At 74.2% G+C, this 19126-nt stretch carries 18 protein-coding genes; 3 read left to right on the top strand and 15 right to left on the bottom strand.

Features of this window, described 5'->3' with window-relative positions; all coding sequences use genetic code 11:
• Positions 1-23: 23 nt before the first annotated feature.
• The 8 genes from JQN83_RS15040 to JQN83_RS15005 form a co-directional block, all read right to left on the bottom strand.
• Positions 24-782 (bottom strand): type III pantothenate kinase, encoded by a 759-nt coding sequence (locus JQN83_RS15040; protein ID WP_208567763.1) that lies wholly within the window; start codon positions 780-782, stop codon positions 24-26.
• 93 nt (positions 783-875) lie between these two features.
• Positions 876-1772, bottom strand: a complete 897-nt coding sequence (nadC, locus tag JQN83_RS15035; RefSeq protein WP_208567762.1) for a carboxylating nicotinate-nucleotide diphosphorylase — start codon at positions 1770-1772, stop codon at positions 876-878.
• A 57-nt stretch (positions 1773-1829) separates the two neighbouring features.
• The gene (locus JQN83_RS15030; RefSeq protein WP_208567761.1) at positions 1830-3527 is read right to left on the bottom strand and encodes an L-aspartate oxidase; all 1698 of its coding nucleotides are present in this window, start codon (positions 3525-3527) and stop codon (positions 1830-1832) included.
• A gap of 73 nt (positions 3528-3600) precedes the next feature.
• A complete protein-coding gene (locus JQN83_RS15025) occupies positions 3601-4485 on the bottom strand; it encodes a septum formation family protein (protein WP_208567760.1) in 885 nt (294 codons plus the stop codon).
• A gap of 100 nt (positions 4486-4585) precedes the next feature.
• Positions 4586-5011: an aspartate 1-decarboxylase gene (panD, locus tag JQN83_RS15020; RefSeq protein WP_208567759.1), complete on the bottom strand. Its 426-nt coding sequence runs from the start codon at positions 5009-5011 to the stop codon at positions 4586-4588.
• A gap of 31 nt (positions 5012-5042) precedes the next feature.
• Positions 5043-5888, bottom strand: a complete 846-nt coding sequence (gene panC, locus JQN83_RS15015; RefSeq protein WP_208567758.1) for a pantoate--beta-alanine ligase — start codon at positions 5886-5888, stop codon at positions 5043-5045.
• Between the two features lie 140 nt (positions 5889-6028).
• Positions 6029-7003, bottom strand: coding sequence for a Rossmann-like and DUF2520 domain-containing protein (locus JQN83_RS15010; protein WP_208567757.1), 975 nt, complete (start codon positions 7001-7003; stop codon positions 6029-6031).
• 210 nt (positions 7004-7213) lie between these two features.
• Positions 7214-8494 (bottom strand): phytase, encoded by a 1281-nt coding sequence (locus JQN83_RS15005; protein ID WP_208567756.1) that lies wholly within the window; start codon positions 8492-8494, stop codon positions 7214-7216.
• 46 nt (positions 8495-8540) lie between these two features.
• Between JQN83_RS15005 and JQN83_RS15000 the strand changes: the two genes are divergently transcribed.
• A complete protein-coding gene (locus tag JQN83_RS15000; protein WP_208567926.1) occupies positions 8541-9695 on the top strand; it encodes an SAM-dependent methyltransferase in 1155 nt (384 codons plus the stop codon).
• On the top strand, positions 9692-10861 hold the full coding sequence (locus tag JQN83_RS14995; protein ID WP_208567755.1) for an NADH-quinone oxidoreductase subunit D: 1170 nt from the start codon (positions 9692-9694) through the stop codon (positions 10859-10861). Before JQN83_RS15000 ends, JQN83_RS14995 begins: the two co-directional genes overlap by 4 nt.
• Positions 10862-10986: 125 nt before the next feature.
• On the opposite strand, the gene JQN83_RS14990 is transcribed toward JQN83_RS14995, so the two are convergent.
• From JQN83_RS14990 to JQN83_RS14975, 4 genes are all read right to left on the bottom strand, one after another.
• Complete coding sequence (locus JQN83_RS14990) at positions 10987-12918, bottom strand: hypothetical protein (RefSeq protein WP_208567754.1); 1932 nt, start codon at positions 12916-12918, stop codon at positions 10987-10989.
• 204 nt (positions 12919-13122) lie between these two features.
• Positions 13123-14127, bottom strand: coding sequence for a glycine betaine ABC transporter substrate-binding protein (locus JQN83_RS14985; RefSeq protein WP_208567753.1), 1005 nt, complete (start codon positions 14125-14127; stop codon positions 13123-13125).
• A gap of 152 nt (positions 14128-14279) precedes the next feature.
• On the bottom strand, positions 14280-15002 hold the full coding sequence (locus tag JQN83_RS14980; RefSeq protein ID WP_208567752.1) for an ABC transporter permease: 723 nt from the start codon (positions 15000-15002) through the stop codon (positions 14280-14282).
• A 114-nt stretch (positions 15003-15116) separates the two neighbouring features.
• Positions 15117-15803, bottom strand: a complete 687-nt coding sequence (locus tag JQN83_RS14975) for an ABC transporter permease (RefSeq protein WP_208567751.1) — start codon at positions 15801-15803, stop codon at positions 15117-15119.
• 2 nt (positions 15804-15805) lie between these two features.
• Between JQN83_RS14975 and JQN83_RS14970 the strand changes: the two genes are divergently transcribed.
• Positions 15806-16801, top strand: a complete 996-nt coding sequence (locus JQN83_RS14970; protein ID WP_208567750.1) for an ABC transporter ATP-binding protein — start codon at positions 15806-15808, stop codon at positions 16799-16801.
• Positions 16802-16867: 66 nt separating this feature from the next.
• On the opposite strand, the gene JQN83_RS14965 is transcribed toward JQN83_RS14970, so the two are convergent.
• From JQN83_RS14965 to JQN83_RS14955, 3 genes are all read right to left on the bottom strand, one after another.
• A complete protein-coding gene (locus tag JQN83_RS14965) occupies positions 16868-17368 on the bottom strand; it encodes a hypothetical protein (RefSeq protein WP_208567749.1) in 501 nt (166 codons plus the stop codon).
• 65 nt (positions 17369-17433) lie between these two features.
• Positions 17434-17739, bottom strand: a complete 306-nt coding sequence (locus JQN83_RS14960; protein ID WP_088643875.1) for a hypothetical protein — start codon at positions 17737-17739, stop codon at positions 17434-17436.
• Positions 17740-17845: 106 nt separating this feature from the next.
• Positions 17846-19060, bottom strand: coding sequence for an ABC transporter permease (locus tag JQN83_RS14955; protein ID WP_208567748.1), 1215 nt, complete (start codon positions 19058-19060; stop codon positions 17846-17848).
• Between the last annotated feature and the right edge of the window lie 66 nt (positions 19061-19126).

Genomic DNA, 19126 nt, shown 5'->3' with positions numbered 1-19126 from the left:
ACCGCCGCGACCGGCCGTCGTGATCAGGTGTTGCGCTCGTAGACCATGCGCAGCCCGATCAGGGTGATCATCGGCTCGTGGTGGGTGATGGTCCGGCACTCGCCGATCACCACCGAGGCCAGCCCACCCGTGGCGATCACCGCGCGGACCTGGCCCAACTCCTCGGTCATCCGCTCGACGATCCGGTCGACCTGCCCGGCGAAGCCGAAGTAGAGGCCGGACTGGAGACACTCCACGGTGTTCTTGCCGATCACCGAACGGGGCTTGTTGGCCTCCACCTTACGCAGCTGGGCGGCGCGGGCCGCCAACGCGTCGAAGGAGATCTCGATGCCCGGGGCGAACGCCCCACCGAGGAACTCCCCCCGACCGCTGATCACGTCGAAGTTGGTGGTGGTGCCGAAGTCCACCACGATCGACGGACCCCCGTAGAGGGTGTACGCGGCCAGCGTGTTGACCACCCGGTCCGCGCCCACCTCCTTCGGGTTGTCGATGGCCAGCTGCACACCGGTGCGGACCCCCGGCTCGACGACCACGCTCGGCAGGTCGGCGTAGTAACGGGCCAGCATGGTCCGCAGCGAGCGCAGCGCCGCCGGCACCGTCGAGCAGGCGGCCACCCCGGTGATCTCCACGGCGTCACCGGCGAGCAGCCCCCGGAACATCAGACCCAGCTCGTCCGCTGTCGAACGGGCGTCGGTCTTGATCCGCCACGAGTGCACCAGCTTGTCGCCGTCGAAGGTCGCCAGCACGGTGTTGGTGTTTCCGATGTCGATGCAGAGCAGCACGCACGCAGCCTAGACGCCGACCGGCCCACCACAGGCGAGCAGTGGGCCGGACCCGCTGCCCCGCACCGACGGGTAGCCGGCGGCCCGGCCGGCTCACCGCTCGCGCAGGTCCAGGGCGATGTCCAGGATCGGCGAGGAGTGCGTCAGGGCACCCACCGACAGGTAGTCCACCCCGGTCGCCCCGTACTCGGCGGCCACCTCCAGGGTCAGCCCACCGGTCGCCTCCAGCTCGGCCCGGTCGCCGACCGCCGCGACCACCTCGCGCAGGGTCGCCGGGGACATGTTGTCCAACAGCAGGAAGTCCGCGCCGGCCTCCACCGCCTCCACCGCCTCGGCCGGGGTGTCCACCTCGACCTGCACCGGCACCTGCGGGAAGGTCTGCCGGACCCGACGGAAGGCCGCCCCGACACCACCGGCGGCCAGCTTGTGGTTGTCCTTGATCATGGCGACGTCGTACAGGCCCATCCGCTTGTTGGTGCCGCCGCCGGCCCGGACCGCGTACTTCTCCAGCATCCGCAGGCCCGGGGTGGTCTTGCGGGTGTCCAGCACCGTCGCCTTGGTGCCGGCCAGAGCATCCGCCCAGGCCCGGGTGTGGGTGGCCACCCCGGACATCCGGGAGAGCAGGTTCAGCGCGGTGCGCTCGGCGGTGAGCAGCAGCCGGGTCGGGCCGGTCACCGTCGCCAGCACCTCACCCCGGGCCACCCGCGCGCCGTCGTGGGCCACCACCACCACCTCGACGGTACGCTCCGCAGCGGTCACCTCGCCGACCAGCTCGAACACCGCGGCGGCCACCGCCAGCCCGGCCACCACCCCGTCCTCCCGGGCCACCAGGTCGGCGGTGTCGGTCTGCCCGGCCGCAATGGTGGCGACGCTGGTGACGTCGACGAAGTCCGCCCCCAGATCCTCGGTGAGCGCGTCGACGATCACCCGCCGGACCCGCTCCGGGTCCAGCCCGCCCGCCGTCAACGCCTGTCGCGTCGGTTCCCGCACTGCATTTCCTTTCGTTCGCCACCGCGGGGCTCGCCAACCCGGCCCGCTCCGGGTCGGTCAGGGCAGGCCCTCCCAGCGTTCGGTCAGCTCGCCCCGGGCACCGACGGCCGCGACGAGATGACCGCGCCACCGCTCGTCGGCCGCCGGGAAGTCCTCCCGCCAGTGGCAGCCCCGGGTCTCCTGGCGGGCGTACGCGGCGGCGACCAGGGCGGACGCCACGGTGACCAGATTCGTCGCCTCCCAGCCGGCGGTGCCCGGCCGACCCTGGCCCTGCCCCAGCCCGGTCAGGGTGGCGGCAGTCGCGGCCAGGGTCGACGCCGACCGCAGCACCCCCGCGCCCCGGGTCATCGCCCGTTGCAACGCGGGCACCCCCTCGGCGGGCAGCACCCCGCCACCGCCGCCCACCCAGGCACCGGTCTGCGCCGGTTGCGCCTGCTCGGGCAGCCCGGCGGCGATGTCCTCGGCGATCCGGCGGGAGAAGACCAACCCCTCCAGCAGCGAGTTGCTGGCCAGCCGGTTCGCGCCGTGCACGCCCGTGCAGGCGACCTCACCGCAGGCGTACAGGCCGGGGATGGAGGTCCGGCCGCGCAGGTCGGTGCGGACGCCACCGGACGCGTAGTGGGCGGCCGGGGCGACCGGGATCAGATCCGTCGCCGGGTCGACCCCGATGGCCAGGCAGGACGCGACGATGGTCGGGAACCGCCCGGCGAGGAAGTTCGCGCCGAGGTGCCGGGCATCGAGAAAGACGTGTTCCGCGCCGGTGGCCAGCAGCACCCGGTGGATGCCCTTGGCCACCACGTCCCGGGGGGCCAGCTCGGCCAGCTCGTGCTGGCCGAGCATGAACCGCTTGCCGTCGGCGTCGACCAGGTGGGCGCCCTCACCGCGCAGTGCCTCCGACACCAGCGGCTGCTGGGCCAGGCCCGCGCCCGGCACCCGGGCCTGCTCCGGCACGATCAGGGCGGTCGGGTGGAACTGCACGAACTCGACGTCGGTGACCGCCGCTCCGGCCCGCATCGCCAACGCCACCCCGTCACCGGTGGAGACCGCCGGGTTGGTGGTGGCCGAGAAGACCTGCCCCATCCCGCCGGTGGCCAGCACCACCGCACGGGCCAGCAGCGCGCCGACGCCGTCCTCGCTGCCCTCACCCAGCACGTGCAGGGTGATGCCGCAGGCCGGGCCGGGAGAGTCCGGGCCGTCGCCGGGGGCGCGCAGCAGGTCCAGCACCAGGGCGTGCTCGACCAGGCGGATCCACGGGTCCCGGCGCACCGCCGCGTGCAGGGCCCGCTGCACCTCCGCCCCGGTGGCGTCCCCACCGGCATGCACGATCCGGTCGGCCCGGTGCCCGCCCTCCCGGGTGAGCATCAACGAACCGTCCGGGTTGCGGTCGAACTCCGCGCCGATGCGCATCAGCTCCCGCAGCCGCAGCGGCCCCTCCTCGACCAGCAGCCGCACGGCCGCCGGGTCGCAGAGTCCGACCCCGGCGATCTCGGTGTCGCGGGCGTGCGCGGCGGGCGAGTCGGCCGGATCGAGTACGGCGGCGATGCCGCCCTGCGCCCAGCGGGTCGACCCGTCGTCGATGTTGACCTTGGTGACCACGGTGACGTGCAGGCCCGCCTCGCGCAGGTGCAGCGCGGCGGTCAACCCGGCCACCCCGGAGCCGACCACGATCACATCGGTGGTCTCCACCCAACCGGGCGCGGGAGCAGCCAACAGTCTGGGCAGGGCCGGCAGGTCGACGGTCGGCGGGAGTTCCATACCCACAGTCAACCCGAACGATCCTCGCGACGGGCGGCGGGGGCGGGACGAGTGGTTTCGACTACCCCGTCCGCTACTTCGTCCGCACCGGCAGGGCGGCCGGTCCGCCGCCCTTCAGCGAGGCGGTCACCGTCCGGTCGCTCAACCACAGGTAGCAACGGACCCCCCGGTCGCCGACCCGCCACCGGCCCGGCCCCGGCGGACGCACCACCACGCCGCTGCGGAAACGCAGGTCGGCGTCGTCCGGCACACCCACGTAGCGACCCAGCAGGCTGCGGCAGCCGGCGTACAGCGGCAGCCAGTCGACGTCCTTGACCGGATAGGGCCGGTCGGGGGCCTTCCAGACGCCCACGAACTCCGCCTCGTGCACGGTCGAGCACTCCACCGGCACCAGCACCTGCACCCCGGCACCCCGGCCGCTCCTGGCCCGCTGACAGCCCAACCGCAGCGGCGACGGGCCCTTCAACGCATCCCGCAGGCTGCCCGTACGGGTGACCACGGTGGCCGCCGCCTCGACGGTGGTCACCTCACTCAGGTCGCACCGGAACCAACGGGCCCCGGCCGTCCAGCCGAGCGCGGTCGGCAGCGCCACCGCCAGCCGCAGTCGGCCGGCCCGCCAGTCGTCGCCCAGGTAACCGGCGGCCCGGGTGTCGCACTCGGCGAACGCACCCCGCAACTCCGCCGAACCGGTGACCGGCGCGACGACCCGCTCGCCCGGCAACGCGCCCACGTGCACCGTCTCCACCCGGTGCGGCACCGCGCAGTCCACCGGCGCGTACGCCGCCAGGGCGACCGTGTCGGTGAAGTCGGCGACCTGGCAAACCCCCGCCTCGGGGGTGAACGGCCCGGCCGGCGGCAGGGCCGCCCAGTCGTCGGTGAGATCGCCGTCGAGGCCGCCCGGCGCACCGCAGCCCGCCAGGACCACACCCACCGCCAACGCGGCGATCAAGACCCTCATCGGACGACGCAACGCGGCCTCCCCCAGCCGACGACCGTCAATCCGACGGTCAGTCCAGGGTAACCAAAAATGACCTTCCGGTAACAGACCGGAATTCCGGTCAGCCCACGACGGCGAGCGGACTCGGCACCGGGTCCCCGGCCGTCCCCGGGGCCGCAGCCGCCGGATCGCCGCCCAGCTCAACCACCCTGTTGTCGGCGTCCACGTGGACCACCCGGGGGCGGTACGTCCGGGCCTCCGCGTCGTCCATCTGACCGTACGAGATCAGGATCACCAGGTCGTTCGGGTGCACCAGGTGCGCCGCCGCGCCGTTGATGCCGATCACCCCGCTGCCCCGCTCCCCCGGGATCACGTACGTCTCCAGCCGGGCCCCGTTGGTCACGTCCACGATCGCCACCTGCTCGCCCGGAAGCAGGTCGGCGGCGTCGAGCAGATCCTGGTCCACCGTCACCGAGCCGACGTAGTGCAGGTCGGCCTGGGTCACCGTCGCCCGGTGGATCTTCGACTTGAGCATGGTCCGGAACATCGGCTTGCCTCTCGACAGGTGGTGTGCGTGGTCAGGAGCGGGGGGCGAGGTCGATCGCCAGGTTGTCGATCAACCGGGTGGTGCCCACCCAGGCCGCGATCAACAGCCGGGCCGGGCCGGCGACCGGCCCCGGCTCCAGATCCGGATCGGTGAGCACCAGATAGTCCAGTCGCACACCCGGCACAACGCCGAGCACCCGGTGCGCGGCGGCCAGCACGTCACCGGCGTCCGCGCCCCGCCCGGCGGCGTCCGCCCCGGCCCGCAGCGCGGCCGAGAGGCTCAACGCGACCTGCCGCTCGTCCGCCGACAGGTAGCGGTTACGACTGGACCGGGCCAGCCCGTCCGGCTCCCGTACGGTCGGCACGCCGACCACCTCGACCGGCACGTCCAGGTCCCGGGCCATCCGACGGACCAGGGTGAGCTGCTGGTAGTCCTTCTCCCCGAAGAAGGTCACGTCGGGCCGGGTGAGCTGGAGCAGCTTCAACACCACGGTCAGCACCCCGTGGAAGAAACCGGGCCGGCTCTGCCCCTCCAACTCCTCACCGGGCCGACCCGGGTCGACCCGGACCGTGGGCTGCCCGTCCGGGTACATGTCGGTCACGGCCGGGGCGAACACCAGGTCCGCACCGGCCCGCCGGCACACCTCCAGGTCGGTGTCGAGGGTGCGCGGATACCTGTCGAAGTCCTCGTTCGGGCCGAACTGCAACGGGTTCACGAAGATCGTCACCAGCACGTGGTCGGCCCGCTCCCGGGCCGCCCGGATCAGCGCCTCGTGCCCCGAGTGCAGCGCACCCATCGTCATCACCACACCGACCGTGCCGGCCAGCCCCGCCCGGGCCTTCGCCAGCTCCACCCGGGTGTGCACCAGTTCCGTCACTGAACCGCCTTCCGTTCGCGACTGCGGGGCTCGCAAAACCGGCTCACTCCTCCCGCTCACCAGCCCGCCTTCCGTTCGCGACTGCGGGGCTCGCAAAACCGGCTCACTCCTCCCGCTCACCAGCCCGCCTTCCGTTCGGCTCACGCCGCCACCTCGCGGTGGATGCCGGCGAGCACGTCGAGCAGGGACTCGGCGTCGACCGGGCGCAACCGGCCCGCCGCGATCGCCCGATCCGCGCTCCGTCGGGCCAACGCCAGGTAGGGGGCCACGGATTCCGGCGCGGTCTGCGCCAGCCGGGCCAGGTGCCGCCGTACGGTGCCCGCGTCGCCACGCGACACCGGGCCGGTGAGCGCGTCGTCGCCGAGCCGCAGGGCGTTCTCCAACGCCGCCCGCAGCAGCGGGGCCAGCACCTTCTCCGGCTGGGTCACCCCGGCGTCCCGCAGCCGGTCGGCCGCCTCGTTGACCAGGGTCACCAGGTGGTTCGCGCCGTGCGCCAGGGCCGCGTGGTAGAGGACCCGGTCGGTCTCCCCCACCCACTCCGGCACCCCGCCCAGGTCGGCGACGAGCCGGGCCGCCGCCGCCCGCAACTCCACCGATGCGGTCACCCCGTAGGAGATGCCGGCCAGCCGGGACAGGTCGTCCGGCGTACCGGTGAAGGTCATCGCGGGGTGCAGGGCCAACGGCCGGGCACCGACGGCGGCGGCCGGGGCCAGCACGGTCAGGCCGTGCGCGCCGGAGGTGTGCGCGACCACCTGGCCGGGGTGCAGCGCCCCGGTATCGGCCAAACCGGCGACCACACCGGCCAGCGCGTCGTCGGGGACGGCGAGCAGCAGCAGGTCGGTGGCCTCCCGGGCGACCGAGGTCGCCGACCGGGTCACCGCGTCCGGCAGGAGCAACGCGATCCGGGCCCGGGTCGCCCCGGAGACGCCGGAGGCGGCGACCACCCGGTGCCCGGCGGCGACCAGCGCCGCCCCGAGCACCGCACCCACCCGGCCGGCACCGATTACACCCACGGTGAGCTGGGCGGGAAGGACGAACGGGACACCGGGTGCGGCAGGGCCCTGCGGTACGGCGACGCCGGGGGCAGCCGGACGCGGGCGCAGCGGTGCGCTCATGGCAACGATCCAGTCCTCGAAGGGGGTACCGGTCGATCGCAAGTATGCGCCGGGGGCAGGGAACCCGAACAAGGATGTGTGAAAACCTTCACCGACCCCGGGCACCGGGTGGCCCGGTGCGGCGACCCACCCGGTGCGGCAGTTCACCCGGTGCGGCAGCTCATCCGGTGCGGCAGTTCACCGAGTGCGGCAGCTCACCCGTGTGGCGGCTCACCGGTGGCCGGCCAGGAACCCGGCGTCGACGAACTTGACGTTGGTGTCCGGGCGTACCCCGTCGTCCCCGTCGGGCGTCGTCGGGGTGTTGCGGCCGTCCTGCACCACCAGCAGCCCGCCGGGGAAGCCCGGCAGCGGCGTCGCCGTCACCGCCGCCCCGTCGCACTCCTGCACGCCGTCGACCCCGCCGTCGACCACCGCGAACCGCCCGGTCGGCCGGTTGGTGACCCGGTCGTAGGTGAAGAACGTGTCGTCGCCCTGGCTGGACACGACGAGGGTGCCCGCGTACCGGCCGGTGGGCAGGATCGTCAGCCCCTCCACGTCCTGGGCGATCCGCCCGCCGAATCCCGGGTCGGCGGTGTCGTCGGCCACGCAGTCGTCGGCCGCCGGATCGAAGACCGCCGGGACGCCGTACTCGCGGACCCGCTCCACCGACCGGGGTACGCCCACGAACCGGCCACCGACCAGCCGGGTCCGCCACAGGCCGACCTTCTCCTGCGCCAGGTACACCACGCCGGTGGCCGGGTCCACCACCGTCCCCTCCACCTGCGGGCCGTCCCCCGGGTCGGTGCACGGCGACCAGGCGGAGCCGTCCGGCAGGGTGAACGTCGACGGCAGCACCAGCCGCCCCACCGGCCGGTAGCTGACCTTCCCGGCCCGCTCCACCAGCCGGAACACCCCCACCTCCGGGGTGCTGCGCCGGCTCACCACCGCGTACGCGGCCCCGTCCCGGTCGGTGAACGTGCCCAACCCGTACGCGGTGCGTTGGGTGTTCACCTCCGCCTGGTCCCGGCTGAACGCGAACGGCGGCTGCGGCGCGGTCACGTCGACCAGCCGCCGCGACACCGGATCGATCCGGTAGAACCGGAGCTGGTCACGCCCCCGGTCGGTGACCACCGCCAGGTCGACCGGCCGGCCCGCCAGCCGGAAGCCGCCGACCAGGTCGACGTTGTTGAACCGGCCCGCCTCGTCGTCCGGGCCGGGTGCCGGCGGGGTGGCGATCGCCTGCCGCTCCCGGGCCCGCAGGTCGTACACCCGCAGGCCGCCGTTCTTGGCGGTGACGACCACCAGGCTGCCGGCCCGGTCGGTCGGGTGCACCCAGATCGCCGGATCGTCGGCGTCGGCGTCGCCACCGGCGGCGTCGTCGAACAGGGCGGGTGTCTCGGCCACCGCCCGGACCGCACGCGGCACGTCGTCGCGGGCGGACGCGGCGGCGGCACCGGTGGTCGTCACCAGCAGCGGTACGACCGCCAGCGCGGAGATCACGATTCGTCTCATGCCCGCAGACCGTAGGGTCGGCACGGTGACGGACGCTGAACACGGGATGAACGCGATTCGCTGGCGGTACGCCATGGACGCCGCCCTCTACGGGCCGCGCGGCTTCTTCGTCTCCGGGTCCGGCCCGGCCGACCACTTCCGGACCAGCGTGCACGCCTCCCCGGTGTTCACGGCGGCGGTGTTCCGGCTCGTGTCCCGCCTCGACGCCGCCCTCGGTTTCCCCACCCCGTTCGACGTGGTGGACGTGGGTGCCGGCCGGGGTGAGCTGCTCCGTGCCCTGGCCGCCCTGGCCCACGGGTCGGCGACGCCCGGCGCGGCTGCGACGCCGCTGGCCCACCGGCTGCGCCTCACGGCCGTGGAACCGGCCCCCCGCCCGGCGGACCTGCCGCCCGACATCGCCTGGACGACCGAGCCCCCGGCGGGAATCACCGGCCTGCTGACCGCGACCGAATGGCTGGACAACGTCCCCCTGGACGTGGCCGTCCCCACCGGCACCGGCTGGCGCTACCACCTGGTGGACCCGAGCACCGGAGAGGAGACCCCCGGCCCCCCGCTGACCCCGGAAGACCTCACCTGGCTGACCACCTGGCACCCCACCCCAACCCCAACCCCCACCCCGGCCGCGCCCCCCACCACCGCCCCGGTGATCAAGAGGTTTGCCTCAACGGAGGGGCCCGAACCTGACGCAAACCTCTTGATCACCGGGCGGGGGGAGCGGGGGGAGCGAGAGGGGCGAGGGGGGCGGGTAGAGGTGGGGCGGAGTCGGGACGAGGCGTGGGGGCTGGCCGTCGGGCGGCTGCGGCGGGGGGTGGCGTTGGCCGTGGACTACGGGCACCTGCGCGAGCGGCGGCCGGTGGACGGGACGTTGACCGGGTACCGGAACGGACGGCAGGTGCCGCCGGTGCCCGACGGGTCGTGCGACATCACCGCGCACGTCGCCATGGACTCCGTCGCCGCCGCCGGTGCACAGGTCGCCGGGTGCGCGTACACGCTGGTGTCGCAGCGGGAGGCGCTGCTCGCGCTCGGGGCCGACGGTGGGCGACCGGCGCTGAGCCTGGCCGGCAGCGACCCCGCCGGGTACGTGCGGGCCCTCGCCGCCGCCTCGGCGGTGGCCGAACTGACCGACCCGGCCGGACTCGGCGGGCACCACTGGCTGCTCCAGCCGGTCGGCGTCGCCGTCGATGCGCTCATGGCACGATGACCGGCATGACCACGGACACCGGTGAACTGCGCGAGCTGACCGTCGGCACCGGGGCCGGCGGGGAACAGCTCGGCACCGACATGGTGCTCAACATCGGCCCGCAGCACCCCTCCACACACGGCGTGCTGCGGCTGAAGCTGGTGCTCGACGGGGAACGGGTGGTCGCCGCCGAACCGATCGTCGGGTACATGCACCGGGGCGCGGAGAAGCTGTTCGAGGTCCGCGACTACCGGCAGATCATCGTGCTGGCCAACCGGCACGACTGGCTGTCGGCGTTCTCCAACGAGCTGGGTGTGGTGCTCGCCGTCGAACGGCTCATGGGCATGGAGGTGCCCGAGCGGGCCACCTGGCTGCGGATGGCGCTGGCCGAGCTGAACCGGGTGCTCAACCACCTGATGTTCCTCGGCTCCTACCCGCTGGAGATCGGCGCGATCACCCCGGTCTTCTACGCCTTCCGGGAACGGGATACCATCCAGGCGGTCATGGAGGAGGTCTCCGGCGGCCGGATCCACTACATGTTCAACCGGGTCGGCGGGCTCAAGGAGGAGGTCCCCGCCGGCTGGACCGGACGGGCCCGCGCCGCCATCGGCGAGGTCCGCCGCCGGATGCCCGACCTGGACCGGCTGATCCGACGCAACGAGATCTTCCTGGCCCGTACCGTCGGGGTGGGGGTGCTGTCGGCCGCCGACGCCGCCGCTTTCGGGGCGTCCGGGCCGGTCGCCCGCGCCTCCGGGCTCGACCTGGACCTGCGCCGCGACGACCCCTACCTGGCGTACGACCAGCTCGACGTGCCGGTGGTCACCCGCACCGCCGGGGACTGCCACGCCCGCTTCGAGGTGCTGCTCGACCAGGTGTACGCCTCACTCGACCTCGCCGAACAGTGCCTCGACCGGGTCGACCGGCTCACCGGGCCGGTGAACACCCGGCTGCCCAAGGTCGTCAAGGCCCCCGAGGGGCACACCTACGCCTGGACGGAGAACCCGCTCGGGATCAACGGCTACTACCTGGTCTCGCGGGGCGAGAAGACGCCGTGGCGACTCAAGCTGCGCACCGCGTCGTACGCCAACGTGCAGGCGCTGGCCACCCTGCTGCCCGGCTGCCTGGTGCCCGACCTGATCGCGATCCTCGGCTCGATGTTCTTCGTGGTCGGCGACATCGACAAGTAGACCGGGGCCGACACCACACCCGGGCCCGACCCGGCCCGGCACCGGGGGCCTGACCCGGCACTGCCCGGCAGCGGGGCCTGATCCGGCCCTGCCCCGCACGAGGGCCCGACCCGGCACCCGGACGGTCAGCGCCAGTGGCCGCCGGCACGCGGGACGTCGTCCTGCGGGGGGTAGCCGTACCGCTCCTCGCCGTCCCACTGCTGGTGCCCGCGTGGTTCGGGGTCGGGGGTACGCCACGACACCACCGGCTCCCGGTCCCGCCACTGCTCGACCGGTTGCCCGCCCCACCGCTGGTCGTCCACGGGAACGGACCGGTCCGCAGCGGACTGCCCGGTGCGCGTGGACCAGTCAGGCGACGGCTGTCGTACGCTGCCCGGCCACTCCTCGCCCGGCGGGACGGCCCGCCCCGGCCGCTCCTGGGCCGGCTGGGCAACAGACGCCGACCAGTCCGGTGCGGACGGCGCGGGCTGGGCGGTCCGGGCCGGCCGGTCCGGGGCCGCCTGGACCGGCTGGGCGGCCCCGGCCGACCACTGCTCGGCCGGCCGGTGACTGCGCGCCGGCTCCCGCCACTGCTGCGGCACCGGGACACCACCCGCCGGCAACGCCGGGCGGCCCTCCGGCGTCGACCGGCCGCCACCCCACCGCTCACCGGTCCGCGCCGGCTCCTCCCGGTAGGCGTCCTCCTGCCGGTACGGGTCCTCCTGCCGGACCGAGGCCCACCGGTCGGAGTAGTGGTAACCGGCCCCGTCGGCGTGCACCTCCGCCCGGCGCTCCCCGACCCGCAGCTCCCGGGCACGCCCGTCGTCGCGCACCTCGGCCCAGCGGTCACCGGCGCGTACCTCGCGGGCCGGCGGGTCGGCCCGGTCCTCGACCCACCGGTCACCGGAAGGCACCTCGGGCGCGGACGATTCGCCACGGGTCTCGGCCCAGCCGGACCGGCCGCCGGACGACCTGACGCCGCCCTCCCCACCGACCGGGGACCACTCGGGGCGGGGCTGCTCGGGACGGGACCACTCCGCGCGGGCCGGTTCGGGGCGGGGCTGCTCGGGACGGTCGTCGGCCGGGGCACCCCACGAGGGGCCGGACGCGGCCGGCCAGGCCCGCTCGTCGCGGGACGGCGGGCGGGACGCCCGGGACCGGTCGTCGGACGGGGCGGACCAGTCCCGGCCGGGCGGCTCCGCCTGACCCGACCAGGGGTGCTGCGGCTCCCCACCGGCCCAGGACGGCTGCTCCGCGCCGGGCGTCCAACGACCGGCGTACCCACCGCCGTAGCCGCCGGCCGGATCGGGACCGTCGACGACGGTGTGCCGGGTGGTCACGTGCACCGTCTCGGTGTGCCGCACCACGCCGAGCGGACGCGACGTCGACTCGGCACCGGGCACCGGGCCACGTGGTTCGCGAGCGGACGTCCCGTACCCGCCGGGCTGGCCGGTGGTCGGGCGGTCCGGGGCGTACCGGCGGCCGGACGCTGCGGGGGTCTCCCGGTCGGCGGCGACCCGGCCCCGGCCCGCCGCGACCGGCTCGGCGTCGTCCGCCGCGCCCCAGTCCGGCGGGCTCTCCTCGGCGACGGCCCGCCGACGGCCGACCGGGACCTCCGGCGCCGGCTCGACGACCGGGACCCGGGCCCGGCCCGCACCGACAGCCCGATCCTCGACGGCCGTCGGGTCGCCCGCGGCCGTCGCCAGATCGGCCGTCACCGCATCCAGCCGGCGACGCAACGCGGTGACCTGCTCCTCGGCCCGCTGGGACTGGTCCAACGCCTGGTTGCCTCGCTGGGCGGCGGCGACGATCTCGCTACGCAGCTCGCGCCGCAGCTGCGCCAGCTCGTCGAGCACCTCCGCGTCCGACGACCGGGTGCCGCCGTCGGCCCGCAGTGCGATGGAGAGGCCGATCAGCACCACGGCGGTGATGGCCAGCACCGCGGCGAACCGCAGCGGACCGTTGCCGTCGGCGAACAACAGGATCAGCGCGGCGATCGGCGCGAACGCCACCCCGATCCAGAACAGGACGGTCAGAAGCTGCGGGCTGCGCTTCTCGGAGACGACCGGGGAGGGCATGGCTGTGCAGCCTACCGAGATGTATGCGGGCTGGGAACGGTCCCAGGGCAGAAATGCCCTGATCTCGGCCGGTACGGCGCAGCGGGCCCGGCTGACCTGCCCAGTGCACCGAGGTCGTCGCCGCACCCGTCGACGGGGAAGGTGAGAAAAGACTCAGGACGGGCCCGGTCGCGGTCGGGGGGAGCCGACCGCGACCGGGAACGCTCAGCTGGTGGCGAGCGCGCCGTCGGACGAGAAGACCAGGCCCACGCTGGCGGTGCCGGTCTTCAGCGCGTTCTTGGTCTGCGGGCCACCGGCGTCCAGCGAGCTGAACGAACCGGCCTTGAAGTCGTAGACCTCGACCAGACCGGCCTGGCACTTCGGCCGCTGCGGGCACTCCGGCGGGCCGGCCAGCACGGTGTCCTTGCCGGAGCACTTGGCCGCCAGGTCGGAGAGGGTCTTGAGGGAGTACTTGTCGGCGAACGCCTTGGTCACCGCGAAGGCGTTCTGGTCCTGCGCCGAGGACGGGGTGCCGAACGTGATGCCCGCCTTGTCCCCCTCGGACTTCAACGCGCTGACCGTCTTGTCCAGCTCCGGCGAGGAGACCGGGGTGGCGTCCTTGCCGTTGGCCTTGGTGTTGAGGAACTCCGCCATGGTCGCCGCGTACTCGGGGACGACCTGGATCTCGCCCTTCTCCAGGCTCGGCCCGTACAGCTCGCGGTTGCCGATCTGCTGCACCTTGACCTGGTAGCCGGCCGCCGTGAGGGCGATGTTGTACAGCTCGGCCAGGGTCTGGCTCTCGGAGAAGTTGCCCGCCCCGACGACGATCTGCCCACCGGGCCCCTTGGCGATGCCGGTGGTCAGACCCGTGGCGACGGCGAACTCCTCGGCCGCCGCCTTCGGCGTCTTGCGGTCCACGTCGACGGCCTTGTTGAGGGCGATCAGCTTCGGGGTGTCCAGCGCGGCGGAGACCTTGTCCAGTGCGGCGAGCAGCTGCGGGTTCGCCACCTTGGCGTTGACCGCCGGAATGATGTTGTCGGTGTTCTGGAGCTTCTTGTCGTCGTCGAGGACGACCAGCTGCTCACCGGCGACCGGGGCGCAACCCGCACCGCTCGCGCCCTGCTCCGGAGCATCGGTGCCGGACGAGCCGGCGTCTCCGCACCCGGTCAACAGACCCGCCATGGTCAGGGCGCCCACCGCACCCACCGCCAGCCGTGTCCGTACGCGCATCGTGCCCGCCTTCCGTGTCCCGGCACGGCCCGGGCAGGGCCGGCCGCGTGTCCGACGGGCGACGGCCGCCGCCCGCGGGTTCAGCCAATATCCTTCCGGACCGACCGACAAACTCTGAACCGCTTTCGTAACGTGATCGTCACGGAAAGGGATCAGTTCCCCGCCGTGGCGTCCGCCGCCCGCCGGTTCGCCACCCGCCGGGTACGCCGCAGCGGTCGCGGCGTCACCACCCGCTCGACCAGTGCCAGCAGCCCCTCCGCCGCCAACGCCAGCCCGGCCACCAGCACCCCACCGGCGATGATCTGCCCGCCACCGGCCGCGATGTCCAGCCCGAAGCCGGCCCGGATGATCTGGCCCAGCCCACCACCGTTGACGAACGAGGCCAGGGCCGCCGTCGCCACCACCTGCACGGCGGCCGTCCGGAACCCGGCGGCCAGATACGGCACCGCCAGCGGCAACTCCACCCGCCGCAGCACCTGCCACCCGGACAGCCCCATCCCGCGCGCCGCGTCCCGGGCCTCCGGGTCGGCCTGCCGCACCCCGGTGTACGCGTTGGCCAGCAGCGGCGGCACCGCGAACACGGCCAGCGCCACCACCACCGCCGGCCGCCCGAACCCGAGGAAGGTCAGCGGGAGGATGGTGAGCAGCGCCAGCGTCGGGATGGACAGGGTCAGGTTGGAGATCAACACGACCGCTCCGCCGCCGCGCCCCGAGTGCCCCAGCCAGAGACCGACCGGCCAGGCCACCAGGCAGCCCAGCAGCACCGCCGCGACGGACATGCTCAGGTGCTCCCCGACCCGGTCCAGCACCCCACCGGGGTTGGTCCAGTTGAGCGGGTCGTTGAGCCAGACCACCGCCTGCTGCACCGGATTCACCGGATAGACCTTTCGTTCGTGACTGCCGGGCTCCGCTGCGCTGCGCTCCTCGCGCTCACCCGACCGACCTTCCGTTCGCGACTGCGGGGCTCCGCTGCGCTGCGCCCCTCGCGCTCACCGGGGACGGCTCCGCAGCCAGGGGGTGAGCAGGCGGCCCACGCCGGCCAGGATCAGGTCCAGCACCAGGGCCAGCAGGACGCAGAGCAGCGTGCCGGTCATGATCTGCGCCTTGTAGAAGTTGTTCTGGAACCCGGCGAAGATCAACTGCCCCAGGCCACCCCGGCCGATCACCACCCCGACGGTGACCAACGCGACGGTGGAGACCGTGGCGAGGCGTACCCCGGTGAGGATGCCGGGCAGGGCCAACGGCAGGTCGATGCGGAACAGCCGGGCCCACCGGCCGTACCCCATGCCCTCGGCGGCGTCGCGCACCTCCGGGGGCACCTGGTTCAGCCCGGCCACCGCGTTGCGGACGATCACCAGCAGCGCGTACAGCACCACCACCGTCAACACGGTCACCGCGCCGATGCCCAGATAGGGGGCGATGAACGCGAACAGGGCCAGGGAGGGGATCGTGTACAGCACGCCGGTCAATGCGAGAATCGGCCCGGCGAGACGGCGGTACCAGTAGGCCACCACCGCCAGCGGCAGGGCCACCAGCGCGGCGAGCAGCACGGCCCGGCCGGTCAGCGAGGCGTGCTCGCGCAGCGCGGCGAGAATGGTGTCAGAGTTGTCCCGCACGTACTGCCAGGAGAACCACGGATTACCCGGCTCGGCCCGGTAACTCAGGTGGAAGGACACACGTGGACGTTACCCCCGGGGGCACCGGCGACGCAGGACACACTGCCGCCTCGATCACGCTCGACGGCATCCGCAAGCGGTACCCCGACGGCACCGACGCCGTCCGCGAGCTGAGCCTGGAGGTGCCGGCCGGCGAGCTGGTGGTGCTGATCGGCCCGTCCGGCTGCGGCAAGTCGACGGTGCTGCGGATGATCAACCGGCTGATCGAGCCGACCGGCGGCCGGATCATGCTCGGCGACGAGGACATCACCCGCGTCGACCCGGTGAAGCTACGGCGGCGGATCGGCTACGTCATCCAGAACGTGGGGTTGTTCCCGCACCAGACGGTGACCACCAACGTCGGCACCGTACCCCGGCTGCTCGGCTGGTCGAAGGAGCGGATCCGGCAGCGCAGTGGCGAGCTGCTGGAGCTGGTCGGGTTGGACCCGGCCCAGTTCGGACGCCGCTACCCGCACGAGCTGTCCGGCGGGCAGCGGCAACGGGTCGGGGTGGCCCGCGCGTTGGCCGCCGACCCGGTGGTGCTGCTGATGGACGAGCCGTTCTCCGCCGTCGACCCGATCGTGCGGACCCGGTTGCAGGAGGAGTTCCTCCGGCTCCAGGCCGAGGTCCGCAAGACCATCGTGCTGGTCACCCACGACCTCGACGAGGCAGTCCGGCTGGGCGACCGGATCGCGGTGCTGTCCGAGGGCGGCCGGCTGGAGCAGTACGACACCCCGGCGGCCCTGCTCGGCACGCCCGCCTCGCCGTTCGTCCGGGACTTCGTCGGCGCGGACCGGGGCATCCGCCGGCTGGCGGTCACCCCGGTCACCCGGGAGGTGCTCGACGGGGAGGCCACCGACGCCACCCTGCCGGAGCTGCCGCTGGGCCGCTCGGCGTACGACGCCCTGGCCGCGATGCTCACCGCCGGCACCGACGCGGTCCTGGTCACCGCCGACGGCCGGCCGGCCGGCACGCTCAGCCGCGCCCGGGTCCTCGATCTGGGGCAGCCCGGCAGCTAGCCGGCGTGGAAGTGCCACCCGGACCGTCCAGCGGGTCGGTGCGGGGGCGGACCGGCCGCCTGCGGGTCAGGCCCGGCCGCCCAGGCTGGCCAGTCCGATGATCCAGCCGGCGAAGAAGCCGTAGCCGGCACCGGTGCCGGTGGTCTCGAACGCGGCCTGCAGCGGCCCGTCCGTGGTGAGTAGCGCCGCCACCAGGGTCGCCGCCGCCCCGGCCAGGGTGTACGCGGCCCAGCCGGAGAAGAACTGGCTGGCCGAACCCGGCACCCGGGCCACCTGGCCGGTCGGCAGCAGGTAGAGCAACGCGGCGGCGAACACCAGCAGCAGGATGGCCCGCAGGTCGGTGGCGAGCACCCCGTACGCCGGGTCCGCCGACTCGACCCGCCAGGCCGGCCAGGCGAGCAGCCGCAGATACCAGCCACCGGCGGAGTTCGGGTCGGTGTGCGCCTCGGCCCAGCTCACATACCACGGGCTGCCGCAGACGCCGACGAGGATCAGCGCGGCGAGGGTGCCGGTGCCGGCGGCGGTGCCGTACCCGCGCACGGTGCGGGGACGTTGGGTGAGGGCCATGCGGCGGGAAGTGCCCGACCCGCCCCGACCGGCAAACCTCTCCCGCCAGCCGGCGACGCGACCGCTCAGTGCTTCATCAGGTAGTCGATGAACGCGGCCCGCAGCAGCGGCGCGGACTCCTCGTAGCCGTGCCCGGTCAGCTCCCGCCACAGCGCCGCCGCCTCGTCGATGGTCGGCCCCACCGAGTTGGGCGCCCCGTCGAGCGCGGCGGCCTCGTCGGCGTTCGGCAGGTGCCGCAGCACCGACCAGAAGAAGCCGACGTCCCGCCGCTCCCGGGCCCGCGCGAAGGCCCGCTCCCGCAACTCCTCCGTGGAGAGGGCGTCGAGCTGGTCGAAGGTGTGGCCGGTGCCGGCGGAAGGAGTCTCGGTCATGCCCGCGAGCCTAACCGGCGAGATCCTTCCCGGCCCGTCGTCCACGCCCGCCCGTACCGTCGCCACCGGTCCGGGCCCCGCTGGGATGGTCGCCGCCCGATCGGGGTCACCGTTCGTCGGCGTCCCAGCGCGGCGGGCCGCTCTGCCACCGGGGGGCCTCCCAGGGGTCGGGCGGGGTGTCGGCGTCGGTCGTCCGCTCCGGCAGCGCCGGGGTCCAGTTGCGCGCCTCGCCGGCCGGGGGCATCGACCACCCCGAGCTGATCGCCCCGTCCCGCACCGGCGGCAGCTCCACCGGCTCACCCCGGGCCGTCCGGGGTCGGCCCCACGTCTCGACCATCCGGGTGACCACCAGTCCACCGGCGAGCGCCACCCCACCGACGGCCCACCGGTCGGTCGGAGCGCCGGTCCCGGTCGCCCAGGCCAGATAGGTCACCACCAGGGCGACCGCGAGGAGGGCACCGAAGATCCCGCCCCGCCGGCCGTACGCGCTGGCACCGCCGAGCATGGACACGCCCACCGCGAGCACCGTCCAGTCCAGCCCCGACCCCGGCGTCACCGGGCCGGTCGCGTTGGCGGCGACGAGCACCCCGGCGAGCGTGGCGAGCACGGTGGAGGCGGTCAGCGCGGCGGCGGTCACCAGGGCGGCCGCCATCCCGCGACGCAGGGCCGGATCGGCCACCGGCCGGAACCGGCCGACCAGCCGACGTACCGCCCGGATCGCGCCGAACGCTCCGAGCAGGACGGCCACCGCGGCGAAGCCGGCGAACAGGTAGTAGGCGTTGCGCCGGGGGTCGTAGTCGGCCTGCACCGCCACCGGCAGGGTCCACCGCTCGATCCACACGATCATCCCGGCGGCGGCCGCGAGGCTCGCCGCCCAGCCGGGCACGTGCAGCACCACCACCGCCCAGGCCAGGGCCAGCCCACCCAGCGCGGCGGCGACCAGGGCCGGCACGACCGCCGTGGACACCCCCCGGTCGCCCTGCTCGGCGAAGTGCAGCGCGGCGGCCAGCGCGACCGGGCCGATCGCCAGGTTCACCGCTGCGGTACGCAGGCTCAGCCCGGCGGCGACGACGAGCAGACCCAACGCGACCGCGTCGACGAGCAACCGGCGCAGGCCCGCCCCGCGCAACGCGTCGGGGTTCTCCCGCCAGAGCAGGTAGGCCAACGCGACGAGGGCGAGCAGCAGCACCAGTTCCCAGACCACGTGCACGCCCAGCCGGTCGCGGCCGGGCTCCCCGTGCGTCGGGTCGTCGAAGACGGTGTCCAGTGCGGTCACGGGCACCTCTGCCGACGCCGCCCGGCCCGGTTCGTCGTACACCATGCGGTGCGCCTCCCAGGTGACCGGCCGTCCCCGGTGACGGCTGACTGTTCTCCGGTCGCCAGGCAC

The sequence above is a fragment of the Micromonospora antibiotica genome (genome assembly GCF_017599305.1).
Lineage (GTDB): Bacteria > Actinomycetota > Actinomycetes > Mycobacteriales > Micromonosporaceae > Micromonospora > Micromonospora antibiotica.
The sequence above is the reverse complement of the archived record's forward strand: the minus strand, read 5'-3'. Positions and strand labels throughout refer to the sequence as shown.